General features: G+C 63.1%; 17 protein-coding genes. 13 read left to right on the top strand and 4 right to left on the bottom strand.

The features are described from left to right. The first annotated feature begins 15 nt into the window (after positions 1-15). On the top strand, positions 16-963 hold the full coding sequence (locus PV760_RS00145; protein ID WP_064721632.1) for an N-acetylglucosamine kinase: 948 nt from the start codon (positions 16-18) through the stop codon (positions 961-963). Positions 964-966: 3 nt separating this feature from the next. Here the strand turns inward: PV760_RS00145 and PV760_RS00140 are convergent, their stop codons facing one another. Further along, the gene (locus PV760_RS00140) at positions 967-1998 is read right to left on the bottom strand and encodes a pirin family protein (protein ID WP_354626886.1); all 1032 of its coding nucleotides are present in this window, start codon (positions 1996-1998) and stop codon (positions 967-969) included. A gap of 50 nt (positions 1999-2048) precedes the next feature. On the opposite strand from PV760_RS00140, the gene PV760_RS00135 reads away from it, so the two are divergent. From PV760_RS00135 to PV760_RS00095, 9 genes are all read left to right on the top strand, one after another. Next, complete coding sequence (locus PV760_RS00135; RefSeq protein WP_354626884.1) at positions 2049-3845, top strand: glycoside hydrolase family 35 protein; 1797 nt, start codon at positions 2049-2051, stop codon at positions 3843-3845. A 30-nt stretch (positions 3846-3875) separates the two neighbouring features. Then, complete coding sequence (locus PV760_RS00130; protein ID WP_018776577.1) at positions 3876-4337, top strand: NUDIX hydrolase; 462 nt, start codon at positions 3876-3878, stop codon at positions 4335-4337. 269 nt (positions 4338-4606) lie between these two features. Beyond that, a complete protein-coding gene (gene rsgA / locus PV760_RS00125) occupies positions 4607-5731 on the top strand; it encodes a ribosome small subunit-dependent GTPase A (protein ID WP_018776576.1) in 1125 nt (374 codons plus the stop codon). Positions 5732-5886: 155 nt separating this feature from the next. Next, positions 5887-6981: an ABC transporter ATP-binding protein gene (locus PV760_RS00120; protein WP_039242277.1), complete on the top strand. Its 1095-nt coding sequence runs from the start codon at positions 5887-5889 to the stop codon at positions 6979-6981. Continuing rightward, a complete protein-coding gene (locus tag PV760_RS00115) occupies positions 6981-7721 on the top strand; it encodes an ABC transporter permease (RefSeq protein WP_018776574.1) in 741 nt (246 codons plus the stop codon). Before PV760_RS00120 ends, PV760_RS00115 begins: the two co-directional genes overlap by 1 nt. Further along, positions 7718-8467, top strand: coding sequence for an ABC transporter permease (locus PV760_RS00110; RefSeq protein ID WP_354626883.1), 750 nt, complete (start codon positions 7718-7720; stop codon positions 8465-8467). The genes PV760_RS00115 and PV760_RS00110 overlap by 4 nt, the downstream gene beginning before the upstream one ends. Beyond that, a complete protein-coding gene (locus tag PV760_RS00105; RefSeq protein ID WP_354626882.1) occupies positions 8464-9417 on the top strand; it encodes an ABC transporter substrate-binding protein in 954 nt (317 codons plus the stop codon). The genes PV760_RS00110 and PV760_RS00105 overlap by 4 nt, the downstream gene beginning before the upstream one ends. A 120-nt stretch (positions 9418-9537) precedes the next feature. Continuing rightward, complete coding sequence (locus tag PV760_RS00100; RefSeq protein WP_018776571.1) at positions 9538-10758, top strand: pyridoxal phosphate-dependent aminotransferase; 1221 nt, start codon at positions 9538-9540, stop codon at positions 10756-10758. Positions 10759-10813: 55 nt separating this feature from the next. Continuing rightward, positions 10814-11668, top strand: coding sequence for a polyphosphate kinase 2 family protein (locus PV760_RS00095; RefSeq protein ID WP_018776570.1), 855 nt, complete (start codon positions 10814-10816; stop codon positions 11666-11668). A gap of 20 nt (positions 11669-11688) precedes the next feature. Here the strand turns inward: PV760_RS00095 and PV760_RS00090 are convergent, their stop codons facing one another. Continuing rightward, positions 11689-11946, bottom strand: a complete 258-nt coding sequence (locus PV760_RS00090; protein ID WP_018776569.1) for an exodeoxyribonuclease VII small subunit — start codon at positions 11944-11946, stop codon at positions 11689-11691. 37 nt (positions 11947-11983) lie between these two features. Next, on the bottom strand, positions 11984-13261 hold the full coding sequence (gene xseA / locus PV760_RS00085; protein WP_354626881.1) for an exodeoxyribonuclease VII large subunit: 1278 nt from the start codon (positions 13259-13261) through the stop codon (positions 11984-11986). 181 nt (positions 13262-13442) lie between these two features. Between xseA and PV760_RS00080 the strand changes: the two genes are divergently transcribed. Further along, positions 13443-14306, top strand: a complete 864-nt coding sequence (locus tag PV760_RS00080; protein WP_026266975.1) for a hypothetical protein — start codon at positions 13443-13445, stop codon at positions 14304-14306. A gap of 24 nt (positions 14307-14330) precedes the next feature. Continuing rightward, a complete protein-coding gene (locus PV760_RS00075) occupies positions 14331-15416 on the top strand; it encodes a 4-hydroxy-3-methylbut-2-enyl diphosphate reductase (RefSeq protein ID WP_018776566.1) in 1086 nt (361 codons plus the stop codon). Between the two features lie 80 nt (positions 15417-15496). On the opposite strand, the gene PV760_RS00070 is transcribed toward PV760_RS00075, so the two are convergent. Then, positions 15497-16729, bottom strand: coding sequence for a DNA recombination protein RmuC (locus PV760_RS00070; protein ID WP_018776565.1), 1233 nt, complete (start codon positions 16727-16729; stop codon positions 15497-15499). Positions 16730-16841: 112 nt separating this feature from the next. Between PV760_RS00070 and ychF the strand changes: the two genes are divergently transcribed. Continuing rightward, positions 16842-17927: a redox-regulated ATPase YchF gene (gene ychF, locus PV760_RS00065; RefSeq protein WP_026266974.1), complete on the top strand. Its 1086-nt coding sequence runs from the start codon at positions 16842-16844 to the stop codon at positions 17925-17927. The last annotated feature ends 241 nt before the right edge of the window (positions 17928-18168 follow it).

The raw sequence follows: 18168 nt of genomic DNA, 5'->3' as shown, positions 1-18168 counted from the left end.
AGCTAGTCTTTCACGGTGAACAATCATGACTCCGCACTGCATTCCCCTGCCCCCTCCGCGGCCGCGAGCGGCACCGTTATCGGGCTCGACATAGGCGGCACCAAGACCCGCGGTGTGAGGTTTCAGGACGACGAACCGGTCCGGGATGAAACGTCAGGCAGTGCCAACGTCCAGAATGTCAGCCGGGAGCAGGCTGCGGCGAACCTGGCCGAATTGTTCGGAAAAATCGGTGGTGGCCGGATCGACCAGGTATACGCAGGTGCCGGCGGAATCGATACGCAAGAAGATGCCCAGGCGCTCGCAGACCTGATCGCCCCCCACGCGCCGGGGGCGCGCATCACCGTGGTCCACGATTCGAGGCTGCTGCTGGCGGCCGGGGGAGCTGGCACTGGTGTGGCCGTCATTGCCGGGACCGGTTCGGCGGCGTGGGGAAAGAACGACGCCGGTGAGGAAGCCCGGGCGGGTGGCTGGGGCTACCTCCTGGGGGATGAAGGAAGCGGGTACTGGCTCGGAAGGGAAGCCGTCCGGCACAGTTTGCGGCGGATGAATCAGGGCTTGGAGCCTGACCGGCTGAGCCGCGCTCTCCTGGATTCCTGCGGAGTGGATGAGCCGGGGAAGCTCATAGCCCTGTTCCATTCACCTGACACCGGCCGCCGCTACTGGGCACAACAGGCCCGGGTTGTGGTGGAAGCCGCCGACGCCGGTGACGAGGCCAGCCAGGCAATGGTGGTGCAGGCCGGGCGTGACCTCGCCGACCTCGCCGGACAGGCCACCCGCCAGCTGGGCCTGAACGGTCCGGTCATCCTGGGCAGCGGACTGGGAATGAACGTTCCACGTTTGCAGGAAGCGTTCACGGCGGCACTCGCCGAACAAGGCATCACGGATGTGCGGATCCTGCGGCAGGATCCCGTCTTTGGCGTTCCCCGTCTGATTGCCGAGCAGCGGGCATCAAGCCGGAAATAAGGCTCAGCCGCGCGTACGGGGACGCAGCTTGACCCCGGGAAGCGGGGGAGCCGGAATGCGGCCGGCTTCGGGACCAGCATCTGGTCCGTGGCCATGGACATGGCCGAAGCGCGAGGCCGCGGCAGCATCGGCGTCGAGCAATCCTTCGGCCTCCCATTCTTCGCGGGCCTGTTCTACTTCCTTGTGCGTCCGCCCAACGAAGTTCCACCACATGAGGAGGTCTTCACCGAAAGGCTCGCCGCCCAGGAGCATGAAGCGGGTGTCGGGTTGCGCTTCCACGGCGAGGCTGCTCCGGCCGGCGCCAAGATAGGCCAGGGGACCGGCCTGCACCTCCTGGCCGTCAATGACGAGGCGGCCGTCCAGGACCAGTACAGCGTGCTCGAAGTCGGGCCGCAATGGAAGTTCCAGCAGGCCCGATCCCACGATGTCGGCGCCAACGATGGGGCTGAACATGGTGGCAGGGGACCGCTGTCCGGCAAACTCGCCCACCATCACCGTGGCGGAGAAGCCGTCTCCCACGGCCACCGGCAGATCCCGGACCTGCTCGAACGACGGCGCGCGGTGGCGATGCTCATCCGGAAGGGCAACCCAGAGCTGAAGTCCCCGTGACACCGGCAATTCCTCGACGAGGGGGCTGGAACCGTCTTCGGTGGTGGCCGGAAGGACCGAGAACTCGGAATGCGAAATACCGTTGCCGGCGGTCATGATGTTCAGCTCGCCGGGCCGCACCACAACGTCGCTCCCGACGCTGTCACGGTGCCGCACGGCACCTTCCAATGGCCAGGTGACTGTCTGCAGACCACAGTGGGGGTGGGGAAGGACGCTCATCGCCACCCGGTCCGGGCCGAAGCTGTCCAGGAAGCACCAGGCCCCTACGGTGGGCAGTCCACGCTGCGGCAGCGTCCTCATGACGTTCATCGCGCGGACGCCGCCCAGGGGGACTTCGCGTTCGGGCCACAGTTGAACGCATGGACCCTGCCCTTCGGGTGCGGCAGGGCAAACTTCCTGTGCAGGGGAAGTATCAAGATTGGTCACGTGTTCATCACCTGTGCATAAATGTTGGAAATTGAGCTAATCTGTTCCGTGTGAACAACGCCCTTTTGAGCTACCACGACGCTGTCCTTTACCGTTCGGGTGAACCGTACCGCATCCTCGCTGGAGCCATCCACTACTTCCGGGTTCACCCCGATCTGTGGCGGGACCGCTTGCGTCGACTCAAGGCCATGGGGGCCAACACTGTTGACACCTACGTAGCCTGGAACTTCCATCAGCCGCAGCGTGATGCGGCACCGGACTTCACTGGCAGGCGGGATGTTGGCCACTTCATCGACCTCGCAGCAGAGGAAGGTCTGGACGTCATCGTCCGCCCGGGTCCCTACATTTGCGCAGAATGGGACAACGGAGGCTTCCCGTCATGGTTGACCGGCATCCCGGGCATCGGGCTGCGGTGCATGGACCCGGTATTCACCACCGCCATTGAGGAATGGTTCGACCACCTACTGCCGATCGTTGCTTCCCGGCAGGCCTCCTTGGGCGGGCCGGTGGTGGCCGTGCAGATCGAGAACGAGTACGGCAGCTACGGCGATGACCATGAATACATCCGCTGGAACCGCCGGGTCCTCGAAGAGCGCGGCATCACGGAGCTGCTGTTCACGGCCGACGGCGGCACGGACTACTTTCTGGACGGCGGCTCTGTCGCGGGAACGTGGGCTACAGCGACGCTGGGAAGCCGGGGAGATGAAGCCGTGGAGACATGGAAGCGGCGTCGCCCAGGTGAACCGTTCTTCAATGTCGAGTTCTGGGGCGGCTGGTTTGACCATTGGGGCGAACACCACCACCGGCGCGATGCCGCCGATGCAGCGCATGAAGCCCGCAAGATGCTTGATCTTGGCGGCTCCGTTTGCGTCTATATGGCCCACGGCGGGACCAACTTCGGCCTCGGATCCGGAAGCAACCACGATGGCTCCCGCCTGCAGCCGACGGTCACGAGCTACGACTCCGACGCGCCCATCGCGGAGAACGGTGCCCTGACGCCTAAGTTCCATGCCTTCCGGGCAGAATTCTTCCGTGCGCAAGGCATTGAGGAGATGCCCGGGCTCCCCGCCGAATTGCTGGCGGACCCTCCGGTGGTCCCGGCGCAGTCGCTGCCATTGTCGGCCGGACCGGACGTGCTGGAGCTTGCACGCAGCTCCGGCAAGCCCGTCAGCAGTGTCAAGCCCCTCAGCTTCGAACAGTTGGGGCTCGACGCCGGTATGGTCCTGTACTCCGCCGACGCCATCTTGCCGGGCCGCGCCGACTCTCCCAGCGAGTGCCGGTTGAAGATCACTGGCCTGAACGACCGCGCCTACATCTGGGTGGACGGCGCTTTTGCCGGAGTGCTGGACGATACGAGCGGCGCAGAAGGCTTGCCCCTGACAGGGACTGGTGCCTCCGCCAAGCTGGACATTCTGGTGGAGAACCTGGGCCGCATCAACTACGGGCCCCTCACCGGGCAGGGCAAGGGAATCCTGGGCGGAGTCCTCATCAACCAGCGCTACACGTTCCACTGGACACAGGTTCCGGTGGCACTCTCCGAGTGGGGCAGCGAGGAGTTGGAAGACCTCGCCGGGGCCGACTTTGACCTGCGGGAACCGGCTGATACTTACGTTGCCCTGCCCGATTCCGGGAAGGGCTTCGTCTGGCTCAATGGTTTCCTTCTCGGACGGTACTGGGAAAAAGGACCACAGGCCACCCTGTACGCGCCCGCACCGTTGCTGAACGTTGGCCTCAACCGCATCAAGGTTCTTGAACTCGGCAAGCCGGGGACCGTCGTCGAGCTTCGCGAGCAGCCGGACCTTGGTCCCGAAGAGCCCGGCCCCATCGCCGCCGCCGAACTGCCCTAGGGATCAGGCAAAGCGAATTATGCTGGCACGATGAGCCCGCAGTTCGACACCCGCCCCGCAGCCTACGCCGTAATCGTCAAGGAGGAACGGATCCTGCTGGCCTACTGGAAGCAGGATGACAAGGAGGGGTGGACCCTGCCCGGCGGAGGCTTGGATTTCGCCGAGCACCCCGTTGATGGGTGCCGGCGCGAAGTCCGGGAGGAAACCGGCTACGAGGCCAGGGTTGACCGGATGTTGGGGATCGACGTCGGACACTGGCCCGGGGAGACGCAGGCGGACGGCTCCGTTCGGGGCTTCGAGGCCCTGCGTATTGTCTACGAGGCAACCGTGGTGGGCGGAGAACTGACCTACGAGGTGGATGGCAGTACTACCCATGCCGCGTGGATTCCTTTGCATGACGTCGGGAAGCTGAACAGGGTTTCCCTGGTCGACACGGCACTGCGCCTCCACAGTGAGCGCCCGGCAGACGGAAAGCCCGGCACGGAGGGCTAGCCAAGCTGCCCAACGGTTGGCTAGGCTTGGCATCGTTGCCGGCCTTCCATGCCGGCCCTGATGCCCAAGGAGGTGGATTTTGATGATTGCCATAACTTCGCGCGCCCCGCACGCGGCGGCGCACCGTCATCACACCACTCATCCTGTCCCGGCATCTGCCCGCCAGTAGCAGGCAACCGGGCCTCAGCAGAGGCATCCCATTGAATACTTCCGCGAATAACTACGCGAATACTTACGCTTCTTCAAGCGACCCTTCATTGAGCAGCACCATGCCATTCCGCGGACCTGCGGAATACGGCTTTACAGCCAAGACAGCAGCGCTCTTCAGCGCCAATCTTCCGGCGGACAACCAGGACGCAGCCAGCCCCGGAAGGGTGGTCCGCCTGGACCGCAACCGCGTTCTCGTTGCCTCCGGTGAAGGCCTGCTGCATTTGCCCTATCCCACCCAAGGACTGGTGCCCGCCACGGGGGACTGGGTCTGGGTCGGCCGGAACAGTGCAGGCGAGCCGGCCGTCGTCGCCGTCCTTCCACGCTATTCCGCGCTGAGCCGCAAGCGGGCCTTCGAGGCGTCCTCCGAGGAACAAATCCTGGGCAGCAACATTGACATCGTCGCAGTGGTGGTCCCTGTGGACCGGCCCCTCACGCACAACCGCCTGGAGCGCACCCTGGTGGCTGCTTGGGACTCAGGGGCCACACCGCTGGTGGTCATTACCAAAGCCGACCTGGCGGACCTCGCGGATGACGTCGTGGGGGAGGTCATCCTCCAGGCTGCGGGCGTGGAGGTGGTCACCACCTCCGCCGAGCACGGCGATGGGCTCGACGAACTCATGCAGCACATCCCCGACGGCGCCACCCTGGTTCTGCTGGGTCCGTCAGGAGCGGGGAAATCAACGCTCATCAACGCCTTGGCAGGCCGCGACGTCCAGCAGACCGGTGCCGTCCGCGCCGGCGACGGCAAGGGCAAACACACCACAACGGCCAGGGAACTGGTGCCCCTCAGCGGCGGAGCTGTCCTGATGGACACTCCCGGGGTGCGCGGGTTCGGGCTCTTCGACGCGGAGGACGGGATGGAGGAGATGTTCGGTGACCTTGATGAACTCTTCGCCCAGTGCCGTTTTGCCGACTGCGCCCACCAGGCGGAGCCGGGCTGCGCCGTGCAGCAAGCGCTCGCCGAGGAGGCCCTGGATCCGCGGCGATGGGCCAGCTACTTGAAACTGCAACGCGAGCTCGCTGCCCTGAACCGCAAACATGATGCCGCGGCCCGCCGCGCCTACCAGCGCGAATGGCACCAAAAGGTGATGTCGGCAGACAGGGGCCAACGCGCCGTCGAACGTTACAAACATGACCAGGCCCAGGAACGGTCCGGCAGGGGAGCCAAACGAAGGAAGCGGTAAACATTGCCGATTGATTACGGAAATCGTGCCGCCGCTGACATCGTCGGTGGTGCTGGCTACGCTGGGGTGAAGATTGCTTTGCAGCCAAGTAATAAGAGTGCATATGATCATCAGGCTCTACCGATGTTCTCGACCACAGATAGGTAAGCCCGGGTATGGCCGAAGCCATGATTGAGTTCCAGAGCGTCACCAAGCGATACCAGGGCGGGCAACCGGCGGTGGACGATCTCACCATGTCCATCGACAAAGGTGCCATTACCGTGTTCGTGGGGCCCTCGGGCTGCGGCAAAACCACGTCACTGCGAATGATCAACCGCATGGTGGAGCCCACCAGCGGGACCATCACCGTGGCCGGTGAGGATGTGTCCCAGGTTCCGGCGGCAAAGCTGCGCCGCTCCATGGGTTACGTCATGCAGTCGTCGGGCCTCTTGCCGCACCGCTCCGTGCTGGACAACATCGCCACCGTCCCGCGGCTTAATGGCGTATCCAAGGCAGCGGCGCGGAAACGCGCGGCGGAACTGCTTGACGTCGTCGGCCTGGCATCGGTTCTCGGGAAGCGTTACCCGAGCCAACTCTCAGGTGGGCAGCAGCAGCGTGTCGGGGTTGCCCGGGCGCTCGCTGCTGATCCGCCCGTCCTGCTCATGGACGAACCGTTCAGTGCAGTGGATCCAGTGGTGCGCGACGAACTCCAGCAGGAGTTGCTGCGCCTGCAACGTGAACTTGCCAAGACCATCGTGTTCGTCACGCACGACATCGACGAAGCCACCGTGCTCGGCGACAAAGTTGCGGTGTTCGCCGTCGGTGGCAAGCTGGCCCAGTACGCCGCGCCGGAGGAAATCCTCAGGGCACCGGCAAACGACTTCGTTGCCTCCTTCGTGGGCCGCGACCGCGGTTTCCGGCACCTCGCCTTCAACGCCGCGGACGCCGTGACCCTGCACCCGGTGACCATGGTCAGCGCCAACGACGGCCACAGTGCCGGGCGTCGCTCGGGGGAATGGGCGCTCGTGGTCGACGAAGACACCCGTCCGCTGGGGTGGTCCTCGCCGCGTGACGGCGCCGGCCTGATCCCCGGCGGATCGCTCTTCCGCAAGGGGGACACGCTGCGTCGCGCCCTGGATGCGGCGTTGTCGTCACCGTCGGGTCTTGGCGTGGCGGTAGACGACGACGGCCGGGTTGCCGGAGTCCTGAAGGCGCCGGAGGTCCTGGCCTTGATCGAGGAAGTCCGGCACCACAGGGAGGACGCCACCTGATGGAGTGGTTCCTTGCCAACAGCGGCATGGTCCTGGGCCTGGCCGGCCAGCACCTGGTTCTCGCGATCATTCCGATGGTCCTTGGACTGCTGATTTCCATTCCCCTGGCCCAGCTGGCCCGGCGGAACAGCACACTCCGTTCGGTAGTGGCTACTGCTACGTCACTGCTTTACACCATTCCTTCGCTTGCCCTGTTCATCATCCTGCCCACCATTCTGGGGACCAGGATTCTGGACCCCCTGAATGTGGTGGTGGCGCTGACCATCTACGCCGTGGCCTTGCTGGTCCGCGCAGCGATGGATGCGTTCGACTCGGTGGACGACGATCTCCGGAACGCCGCCGTTGCCATGGGCTTCAAACCCATGGCCCGCTTCTTCCAGGTAGACCTCCCGTTGTCCCTCCCGGTCATGTTCGCCGGTCTTCGCGTGGTGTCGGTCAGCAATATTTCCCTGGTCAGCGTTGCGGCATTGCTGGGCGTAGGGAACCTTGGATTCCTCTTCACCGACGGACTGCAGCGGACCTTCATCACTGAAGTGGTGGTGGGAATCCTTGCCATCCTGGTGCTGGCCTTGCTGATGGATGCTGTTCTTGTGGTGTTGGAACGACTCCTGACGCCTTGGACCCGTGCGGCAGGTGGCAAGTCTTCGGGAGCTGACGCCACCACCTTGATCACTGAACCCAAGTCCGGTCCTGGCCTGCCGCGTGCAAGCCTTCGGCCCGATACGGGGGCGTCCGGATGAATATTTTCGCTGAAACCATTGCCTGGCTGCTCGACCCCAAGCACTGGACCGGAACCGGCGGGATTCCCACCCGGCTCTTCGAACATCTGCAGTACAGCGCCCTGGTGTTGCTCATTGCGGCCGTGATCGCTATCCCGGTGGGCCTCTTCATCGGGCACACGGGACGTGGCCGGGTTGTGGCTGTCGCTGTGGCCGGCGCGCTCCGGGCGTTGCCTACCCTCGGATTGCTGGTCCTGTTCGCCTTAATCGCCGGCAGCGGCCTGATGCCGCCGGTCTGGGCGCTGGTGATCCTCACCGTGCCGCCACTCCTGGCAGGTACCTATGCCGGTATTTCCAGTGTTGACGCCAACGTCGTTGACGCTGCGAGGGCCGTGGGCATGACCGAACTGCAAATCCTGTTCCGAGTGGAATTGCCCAACGGACTGCAAGTGATGTTCGGCGGTATCCGCACGGCGGTGTTGCAGGTCATTGCCACTGTTTCCGTGGTTGCCTATCTGCCGCTGGGAGGGCTGGGCCGGTACCTGTTCGACGGCCTTGTCCTTCAGGACTTCCCCAGGATGCTGGGCGGCTCGTTGCTTATCGCCGGACTTGCGATCGCCGTGGACCTGATCCTCGCCGGTGTGCAACGGCTTGTCCTCTCACCGGGACTGACCCTCGACTCAAAAGCAAAAGGCAGCCACAAGGCGGCCGAAGATCTCACAGCCACGGCGCCAGCCGGGGCTGCCGTTCAAGGAGGTACACCATGAAGAACCCCGTCCCAATGACCCTTACACGCCGTGGTCTTGGCGGCCTCGCAGCCGGTGTGGGTGTGGCCCTCGCCTTGAGCGCCTGCGGTGGCAGCCCCTTGGCCACCCCTTCCTCGGCGGCGCCCGGTGGCTCTGCCGGAGGCTCCCTGGTAGTGGGCTCCGCTGACTTCCCCGAGAGCCAGGTCATTGCCGAGATCTATGTCGGCGCTCTCAACGCCGCAGGCCTCACGGCTACGTCCAAGCCGAACATCGGTTCGCGCGAGATCTACTTCAAGGCCGTGCAGGACGGGTCCATTGACCTCGTTCCGGACTACTCCGGGAACCTCCTTTCCTTCGTCGACACAGAGGCCGCGGAGGTCTCGGCCGATGATGTCTACAAGGCGCTCCCCGGCAAGCTTCCCGAGGGCCTGGGTGTCCTGGAGGCTTCCAAAGCCGAGGATAAGGACGCGATGGTAGTTACCAAGGCGACGGCCGAGAAGTACCAGCTGAAGTCCATCGAGGACCTGGCCAAGGTGTGCAAGGACTTCACCATGGCTGCCCCGGCCACGTTCGAGACCCGCTCGTACGGTTTCCCCGGTCTGAAGAAGAACTACAACTGCGAACTCAAGGGCCTGCAGCCGTTCAGTGACGGCGGCGGCAACCTGACCCTGCAGGCATTGCTGGAAGACAAGGTCCAGGTGGCCGACATCTACACCACCACGCCGTCCATCGTTGACAACGACCTCGTTGTTCTTGAAGATCCCAAGAACAACTTCAAGGCCCAGCAGGTCCTGCCGCTCTACAACAAGGCAAAGATGACGGACAAGGCCAAGGAAGCACTCAACAACGTCTCCAAAATCCTCACCACCGACGATCTGATCAACCTGAACAGGGCCGTCAGTGGCGACCAGAAGCAGGCACCCAAGGACGCCGCAGCCGCTTGGCTGAAGGACAAGGGCATCGTTAAGTAGCATCCGCATAAAACCGCGTACGACGGCGGTGACGGACCCGCGCGGCTCCGTCACCGCCGTCGTCGTATATGTGAGTTAAGTCTCAGCTGAACTGCATCACCCGTGTGGCATATTTGAGGAATGGCGAAATTCAAGCAGTCCACCAAGCTTCATAATGTCCTCTACGACATCCGTGGACCGATTCTTCAGGCCGCCCAGCAGATGGAGGCGGAGGGTCACAGAATCCTCAAACTGAACATCGGAAACCCGGCCCCGTTTGGTTTTGAAGCGCCTGACGCCATCTTGGTGGACATGATCCGCCACCTCCCGAACGCCCAGGGCTACAGCGATTCCCGCGGTATCTTCTCGGCCCGGACAGCGGTATCGCAGTACTACCAGACCCGTGGCATCCAAAACATCCACGTCGACGACATTTACCTGGGCAACGGGGTCAGTGAACTCATCACCATGTCCCTCATGGCTTTGCTCGAGGACGGCGACGAGGTTCTGATCCCCACCCCGGACTACCCGCTGTGGACGGCCTCGGTTGCACTGGCCGGTGGCCGCCCGGTGCACTATCTCTGCGATGAGGAGTCCGGCTGGCAGCCCGATCTTGACGATCTCGAATCGAAGATCACTCCACGGACCAAGGGCATCGTGGTGATCAACCCGAACAACCCCACGGGTGCCGTTTACCCGGAGGAGACGCTCAAGAAGATTGTGGCCGTGGCGGAGAAGCACGGCCTGGTGCTTTTCGCCGATGAGATCTACGAAAAGATCTTGTACGAAGACGCCGTGCATGTGAATTTGGCTGGACTGACCGGTGACGACGTCCTGTGCCTGACGTTCAGCGGCCTGTCAAAGGCCTACCGTGTGTGCGGTTACCGTGCCGGGTGGATGGCTATTTCCGGGCCGAAGAAGGACGCTGCGGATTACCTCGAAGGCATCAACCTCCTGGCCAACATGCGCCTGTGTGCCAACGTCCCGGCGCAGCACGCCATCCAGACTGCGCTGGGCGGCTACCAGAGCATCAACGACCTCATCCTGCCCGGCGGCAGGCTGCTGGAACAGCGCAACAAAGCCTACGACCTCCTCAATGCCATCCCGGGAGTCAGCACCCAGCAGGCCCGGGGTGCCTTGTACCTGTTCCCGAAACTGGATCCTGAGGTTTACCACATCAGGGACGACGAAAAGTTTGTCCTTGACCTCCTGAAGGAGCAAAAGATCCTGGTTTCCCACGGGCGTGCCTTCAATTGGGTTCGTCCGGACCACTTCCGGATGGTGACCTTGCCCAACGTCAAGGACATCGAAGAAGCGATTGGCCGCATGGCGGACTTCCTGTCGAGGTACCCGGGCAACTAGCCTGAGGTGCATAGCCGCGCCATCGGGGCGCGGCCGGACAGAAGGGTACCGCCACATGGCTGCTGCAGTTGAGTTCGCCAAGAGTCCGGCCGAAGTTCTGAAGGTTGGCCCGGGCTTTTCGCTGGCTGGCGTTGACCCCCAATCCACTCCCGGCTACCCGGGGGCCAAGGCTGACGGCAAGGCGCTGCTTGCCGCCCAGGACGACCGGTTGGCCGGGCTGCAAGAGCAACTCTTCGCCGAGGGCAAGTTCGGCAGCTCCAAACGGCTCCTGCTGATCCTGCAGGCCATGGATACTGCGGGCAAGGGCGGGATTGTGAGCCATGTGGTGGGCGCCATGGACCCACAGGGCGTACACCTGGCCGCTTTTAAGGCACCCACGGAAGAGGAAAAGTCCCACGACTTCCTGTGGCGGATTGAGAAGCAGACACCTGCTGCGGGCATGGTGGGCGTTTTCGACCGTTCGCATTACGAGGACGTCTTGATCCACCGCGTTCACGCCTGGGCGGATGGCCAGGAACTGGAGCGGCGGTATGCGGCAATCAACGATTTTGAGGCACGCCTTGCAGAGCAGGGCACCACTATCGTCAAAGTCATGCTGAACATCAGCAAGGACGAACAGAAAGAGCGTCTCATCGCCCGGCTTGACGATCCCGCCAAACACTGGAAGTACAGCCGGGGCGACCTCGCCGAGCGCGCCTACTGGGACGACTACATGGCGGCCTACGACATCGCTTTTGAGAAGACCTCAACGGAAGTCGCTCCCTGGCACGTCGTGCCGGCAAACAAGAAGTGGTACGCCAGGATCGCTGTTCAACAGCTTCTGCTGGACGCCCTCGGAGGCCTGGAACTGGACTGGCCCAAGGCCGACTTCGACGTCGCCGCCGAACGCGCTCTGGTGGCAGCCTCCTAGGGCTTCCGTTCCTGCTGGCGTCAGTCGGAGCCGGCGGGAGCTCCGGCGTCGTTCCCTGCGTCGCGGGCGGTCGCCAGGCGCTTGCGGGCGCCTTCCAGCCAGTCCTCGCAGCGTTTTGCAAGGGCCTCGCCGCGTTCCCAGAGGGCCAGGGACTCTTCGAGGCTGGCCCCTCCGGCCTCGAGCCGACTGACGACGGCGACCAGTTGTTCGCGGGCTTCTTCGTAGCTCAGTGAGTCCAGGGGATCGGTCCCGGGAGCTGATGGATTGTTGTCGGTCATGATGTCCTTTGCGTGGGTTTGCAGGGCTGTGGGGAAATCAGGGATCCAGGATTTCCCCGTGGCCGGCGGAGACGGCCTTGAATCGTCCGTGGGCTACCCGAATGGCGAGTGCAGTCCCGTCCGGAGCCTCATCGGGAGCGCTGACCACATGGTGCCCTGCCTGGTCCTCTCCAAGGAGCTGGACAACGGCGTAACCGCGGTCCAAGGTTTTCTGGGGTGACAGTGCCCGGACCTGGGCCCGCAGGTGATGCACTTGGTCCAGTGCCCTCACAACGGCCGTGCTGACCGCTGAATGTGTTCTGCGCTGGAGCCGATGGATATCCTCGGCGCGGGCGTCCACCATGGTTGCCGGGGAGGCAAGGACAGGGCGTGATTTCAGGGAATGAAGCCTGTCCATTTCGCGGTCCACCATGCGGCTGATGCCGCGCCGCAGGTGCTCCCTCGCTTGCCGGACCATGGCCAGTTCTTCTGCGACGTCCGGAACGATCCTCTTGGCGGCATCCGTGGGCGTGGAAGCGCGGAGGTCCGCAACATCGTCGAGGATTGGCCTGTCGGCTTCATGGCCGATGGCACTGACCACCGGGGTGCTTGCCGCCGAGACCGCGCGAATAAGGTCCTCGTTGCTGAACGGCAGGAGGTCTTCCAATGCGCCGCCACCACGGGCCAGTACGATGACGTCCACCTGGGGATCGGCATCAAGTTTCTTCAAAGCGGCAATGATCTGGGAAACAGCGGTGTTGCCCTGGACGGCCACCTCCCTGACATCGAACTCCACTGCGGGCCACCGCAGGGCGGCATTACGCATGACATCTTTCTTGGCGTCCGAGTCCCTGCCGGTGATCAGGCCAATGCGGTGGGGGAGCAGCGGCAGCTTCCTCTTCCGGGAATCGGCAAACAGGCCTTCAGCTGCCAAGGCTTGGCGCAGCCTTTCAATTCTCGCGAGCAAGTCACCGAGGCCTACCGGTCTGATGTCCTTGACCGACATGTTCAGGCGCCCGGTTTTGACCCAGAAGTCCGCCTTCACCAGCGCCACCACCCGTGAACCGCGCTCCAACGGAATTTTTTGCCGGTCCAGCACGGTGGACCATACGGAGGCCGGCAAGGAAATCTCGGCGTCGACGTCGCGGAGAGTGAGGAAGGCGTTGCCGCCCCTGCGGTTCATTTCAATGACCTGGCCCTCGATCCAGGCCGCCGGTGCACGCTCGATGTGGGCTTTGAGTTTCCGGGACAGCAGTTGCAGAGGCCAGGGATTGTCCGGGCTGGTTTCGGCAGCGGTCCCGGGGAGGGTTGATTCCGGCGTCGCTTCAGCGGACATGGCTGATCCGTGCCTGTTCCGGTCGCTGCGGTTGTGGCTGCATTCTTGTCGTCCTCATTCAGGGGTGCGTCCTTGGATGCCGGCCGCCTTCCAACTCTATCCATAGCTTTACCGCCGGCTCCGACATTTTTCCTATCATGTGGACAGACCTAGGATGGTGGCACTGCCCCCAACCCCAAGGATGACCTTGCGTACTTTTGTCTCAGCAGTTGGAGTGGTCCTCGCCGTGCTCCTCACGGCCGTCGCCGTTCCCACCGCGTGGGTGGACCAGAACATCGTCAAGGAAGAAGGGTTTGTCCGTATCGCCGGATCCCTTGGAAATGACCCCGGATTCCAGGGCAGGCTGGCTGCGGCCGCTGTAGGGACCTTTGAGTCCTCAGTGGATCTCCCCGATCCCATTCAGTCGTTGGCCGCCGATGCCCTGCGGAAAGCTGCCTCGGGCATGCAGTCGTGGAGCGACTATCCGAAGGCCTGGGAGGACACCGTCAGGAACAGCCACAAACTCAACTTCGGCACAGTGGACCAAGCCGAGGAAGCCCGTGGCAGTACCGCACTTGTCCTGGACATCGGTCCCATGGTCAGGCTTGTTCGCGACCACTTCGCCGAGGCCACCACTATTCGCATTGATGTTCCGGCCGAGAGCCTGGTATCGCTGGGGCAGCCTTCCCACCGACAACTCGTCGAGCGGGTCGCGACGTTCGCTCCCTTGTGGTGGGTGGCGGCCCTTGGCGCTGTAATTTCGGCCCTTCTGGCGCTCGTTGCCTCTCGACGCCGTTCCCTGGTTCTGGTGTTCCTCGGACTTGGCGGGCTCGCCCTTGCAGCCCTTTGGACTGTCGGGGCTGATCTTGCCGGGGGAGTGGTGGGGAACCTCGACAGCGCCAACGGTGTGGCGGAGCTGTTCAAGGATGAGTTCCTCACTGCGGCCCGCGCAGGCTTCGGGCAATGGGTTGTGATTGCAGCGGTCGTCTCCGGCGTTGTCCTTGTGGTGGGCGTCATAGCAGCTGTGGTCTCAGGGCGACAACGGTCACGTTCTGCCCTGAGCTAAAGGCCGGGCCGGTAGCATGGAGGCATGACCAGCACAGCAGTTTCCATCCCGATGCCAACGGTGCCCCGCAGACGGCGATCTCCGGAAGAGGTACAGGCAGCGGCTCCCGTTACGGGTCCCAAGAAGGTCCTGCTGGCAGCTCCGCGCGGCTACTGTGCCGGTGTCGACAGGGCTGTCATCGCTGTTGAGAAGGCCCTGGAGCACTACGGGCCGCCTGTCTATGTCCGGAAACAGATCGTCCACAATGTCCATGTGGTCAGCTCCCTGGAAGAACAGGGAGCCATTTTCGTGGAGGAAACCGACGAAGTTCCCGAGGGCGCCTTGGTGATCTTCTCGGCACACGGCGTTTCCCCCGCTGTTGTCCAGTCTGCTGAGGACCGTGGCCTGCGCACCATCGATGCCACCTGCCCCTTGGTCACCAAAGTCCATAAAGAGGCTGTGCGCTTCGCCAAGGAAGACTACGACATCCTGCTCATCGGCCACGAGGGCCACGAGGAAGTCGAAGGTACGGCCGGCGAAGCTCCCGAGCACATCCAGATCATCAACGGCCCCCACGAGGTAGACAAGGTCACCGTCCGTGACCCAGAGAAGACCATCTGGCTTTCGCAGACCACGCTGAGTGTGGACGAGACCATGGAAACGGTCCGTCTGCTGAAGGACCGCTTCCCGACGCTTCAGGATCCGCCCAGCGACGATATCTGCTACGCCACCACCAACCGCCAGGTAGCCATCAAGAAGATCGCTCCGCAGGCCGACCTCGTGATCGTTGTGGGTTCAGCAAACTCCTCCAACTCAGTACGCCTGGTTGAAGTTGCCCTCGAATACGGGGCCAAGAGTTCATATCGCGTCGACTTCGCGAACGAAGTTGACGAATCCTGGTTCGAAGGCGTGGCTACCGTAGGCGTGACCTCCGGGGCCTCCGTTCCTGAAGTCCTGGTGCAGGACGTCCTGCGACTGCTCGCGGACTATGGCTATGGCGAAGTCCAGGAAGTTGTCACGGCAGAGGAAGACCTCCTCTTCTCGCTGCCCAAGGAATTGCGTGCCACGTTGAAGAAGGCAGGCGACGTCACGCGTGCCCTGGGCGGGCGCGGAAACCGCCCCTCATCCTAGGTCTCAAACCCAGACACTGGGATCCGGACATTTGACCCGTTGCGGGACGTCTACGGACGGCCCGCAACGGGTCTTTTCAGTCAGGCTGCTGAATCCCGATCTTCCCTGTTTTCAAGGAGTTCAGGTGCAGCCAGCGCCCTGGGGACGGCTTCCACCGACGGCGGGGCCGTAAGTCCGGCATCGTCCATGGTGTTGAGCTTGCGGGCCGTGGGGAGCACTCGCGCTTCCAAGGTGCCTACCATGGCGTTGTAGCGATCAACTGAGGTCTTGAGAGAGCTTCCCAGCTTGCTGACGTTCTCGCCCAGTGTGCCCATCCGTTCGTACAACTGCTTGGAGAGCTCAAACAGCTCGTGGGCGCTGTCCGTGAGGACATCCTGCCGCCAAGTAAAGGCCACTGATTTGAGGACTGCCAGCAGCGTGCCGGGGGAGGCAAGCACGACGTTCCGGGACAGAGCGTGCTCCAGCAAGGCCGGGTCGGCCTCAAGGGCGGATGCCAGGATCGACTCCGCCGGAAGGAAGCAAATCACCAGCTCGGGGGAGTTACCCGGAATGTCCCAGTACTTCTTGGTTGCCAGTGCATCGATGTGGGCCTTGAGCGCTTTGGCGTGCTGTGCAAGGAGTGTCTTCGAGTCCTGGTTGCTGGCAGGGGCTACCGATTCACCGAAGGCCCCGTCTCCATGCAACTGCTCCTGGGCAGCGAGGTAGGAGGCCAGCGGTACCTTGGCGTCCACCACAAGTTGCTTGCCGCCAGGCAGCTGAACCACGAGGTCCGGCCGCAACGTATTCTCGGTTCTGCCCGAATGCACCTGTTCGTGGAAGTCGACGTGCCGCAGCATCCCTGACGCCTCCACTACGCGCCGAAGTTGCACCTCGCCCCACTGGCCACGCGCGCTGTTGGAACGAAGGGCGGAAGCCAGCGCGTGTGTCGACCTGAGGAGTTGTTCATCGGAGAGGCGTGCGTCCTGCAGCTGTTGGGCAAGCTGTCCGTACTGCTCCACGCGGTCGCGCTCCAGCAATGACACCTGCTGCTGTACCGCCGTAAGTTTCTCAGCTACGGGAGCCAACGCCCGCAGAACACTGCCGTCGGAGTTCCTGGCCGCGCTCAACTCGCGGTTCTGCGTAAACAAAAGCCGCCGCTCGGCGTCGGCCGCTGCCAACTGCGCCGTCACCTCCGAAAGCCGCGACGAGACGGCGTCGAAGTCCTCTTCCAAGCCAGCGCCCCGGCGTCGGAAGGCAACGTAGCCGGCAGCGAGACCAACCGCAGCGCCAACCAGCAGCATCAGCAAGGCCAAAACCAATCCAAATCCATCCATAAGGCAACCCTGTCACAGGGGTGCGACAGTTTTAGCGAGGCGGACCGGCAGTACGCGTGCTGACCGTGCAGGGCAAGCGGGGACGGGCTTCCTACGGGTAGAATCAATGCTCGTGGCTCTTACTATTGGCATCGTCGGACTGCCCAACGTCGGCAAATCAACCCTTTTCAACGCACTGACCCGCAATCAGGTGCTCGCTGCGAACTACCCGTTCGCCACGATCGAGCCCAACGTAGGCGTCGTGAACCTGCCTGACCCCCGTCTGGCGAAGCTGGCCGAAATCTTCGGTTCGCAGAAATTGCTGCCCGCTCCCGTGTCTTTCGTGGACATCGCAGGCATCGTGAAGGGCGCGTCCGAAGGCGAAGGCCTGGGCAACAAATTCCTGGCCAACATCCGCGAGGCTGAAGCCATCGCGCAGGTCGTCCGCGTTTTTGACGACCCCGATGTCATCCACGTCGACGGCAAGGTCGACCCGCGCTCCGATATGGAGACCATCAACACCGAGCTGATCCTCGCTGACCTTCAGACCATCGAAAACGCCATTCCGCGCATCGAAAAAGAAGTCAAGATCAAGAAGCGCGATGCCGCTGAGCTGGCAGCCATCAAGGCCGCCCAGACGGTGCTGGAACGTGGCGACACCATCTTCTCCTCCATCAAGAGCGACAAGCTCGAAATGGGCCACCTCAAGGAGCTTGGACTCCTGACGGCCAAGCCGTTCATCTACGTCTTCAACGCCGACGAAGGCATCCTTGGCGATCCCGCCAAGCAGGAAGAACTGCGCGCCATGGTTGCCCCGGCCGACGCCGTGTTCCTTGACGCGAAGCTCGAATCCGACCTCGTCGAACTGGACGAGGAAGAAGCCCGAGAGATGCTGGAAATGAACGGCCAGTCCGAATCCGGCCTTGACCAACTGGCTCGCGTCGGTTTCCACACGCTCGGCCTGCAGACCTACCTCACCGCCGGTCCCAAGGAAACCCGTGCATGGACCATCCGCCAGGGCGACACCGCGCCCCAGGCAGCAGGTGTGATCCACTCAGACTTCCAGCGCGGTTTCATCAAGGCCGAGGTGGTCTCCTTCGATGACCTCATCGAGGCGGGCTCCATGGCCGAAGCAAAGTCCCGTGGCAAGGTCCGCATCGAAGGCAAAGAGTATGTGATGGCCGACGGCGACGTGGTGGAGTTCCGCTTCAACGTCTAGATTTTAATTGATGGAAATATGCCGCCCCCGTGAATCGGAGGGCGGCATATTTTTCGTGGTGTCTGCCGGAGCGGTCCGCCGGTTATGACGACCCCATGAATTATGTCTGGCTATGGCACCATGAGCAGTAGAGAAAACAATAGGGGGAAATTGTTATGACCGAACCACATCAACCGACTGCCGCTCCGGACGGGCCGTCGCCGAATACAGTCCCGCACAATGCGGCACCGGACAGCCATTC

It is taken from the genome of Paenarthrobacter sp. CC6 (genome assembly GCF_040560085.1).
GTDB classification, from domain to species: domain Bacteria; phylum Actinomycetota; class Actinomycetes; order Actinomycetales; family Micrococcaceae; genus Arthrobacter; species Arthrobacter nicotinovorans.
Note: the sequence above shows the minus strand (reverse complement) of the source record. Positions and strands in the feature narration are given on the sequence as shown.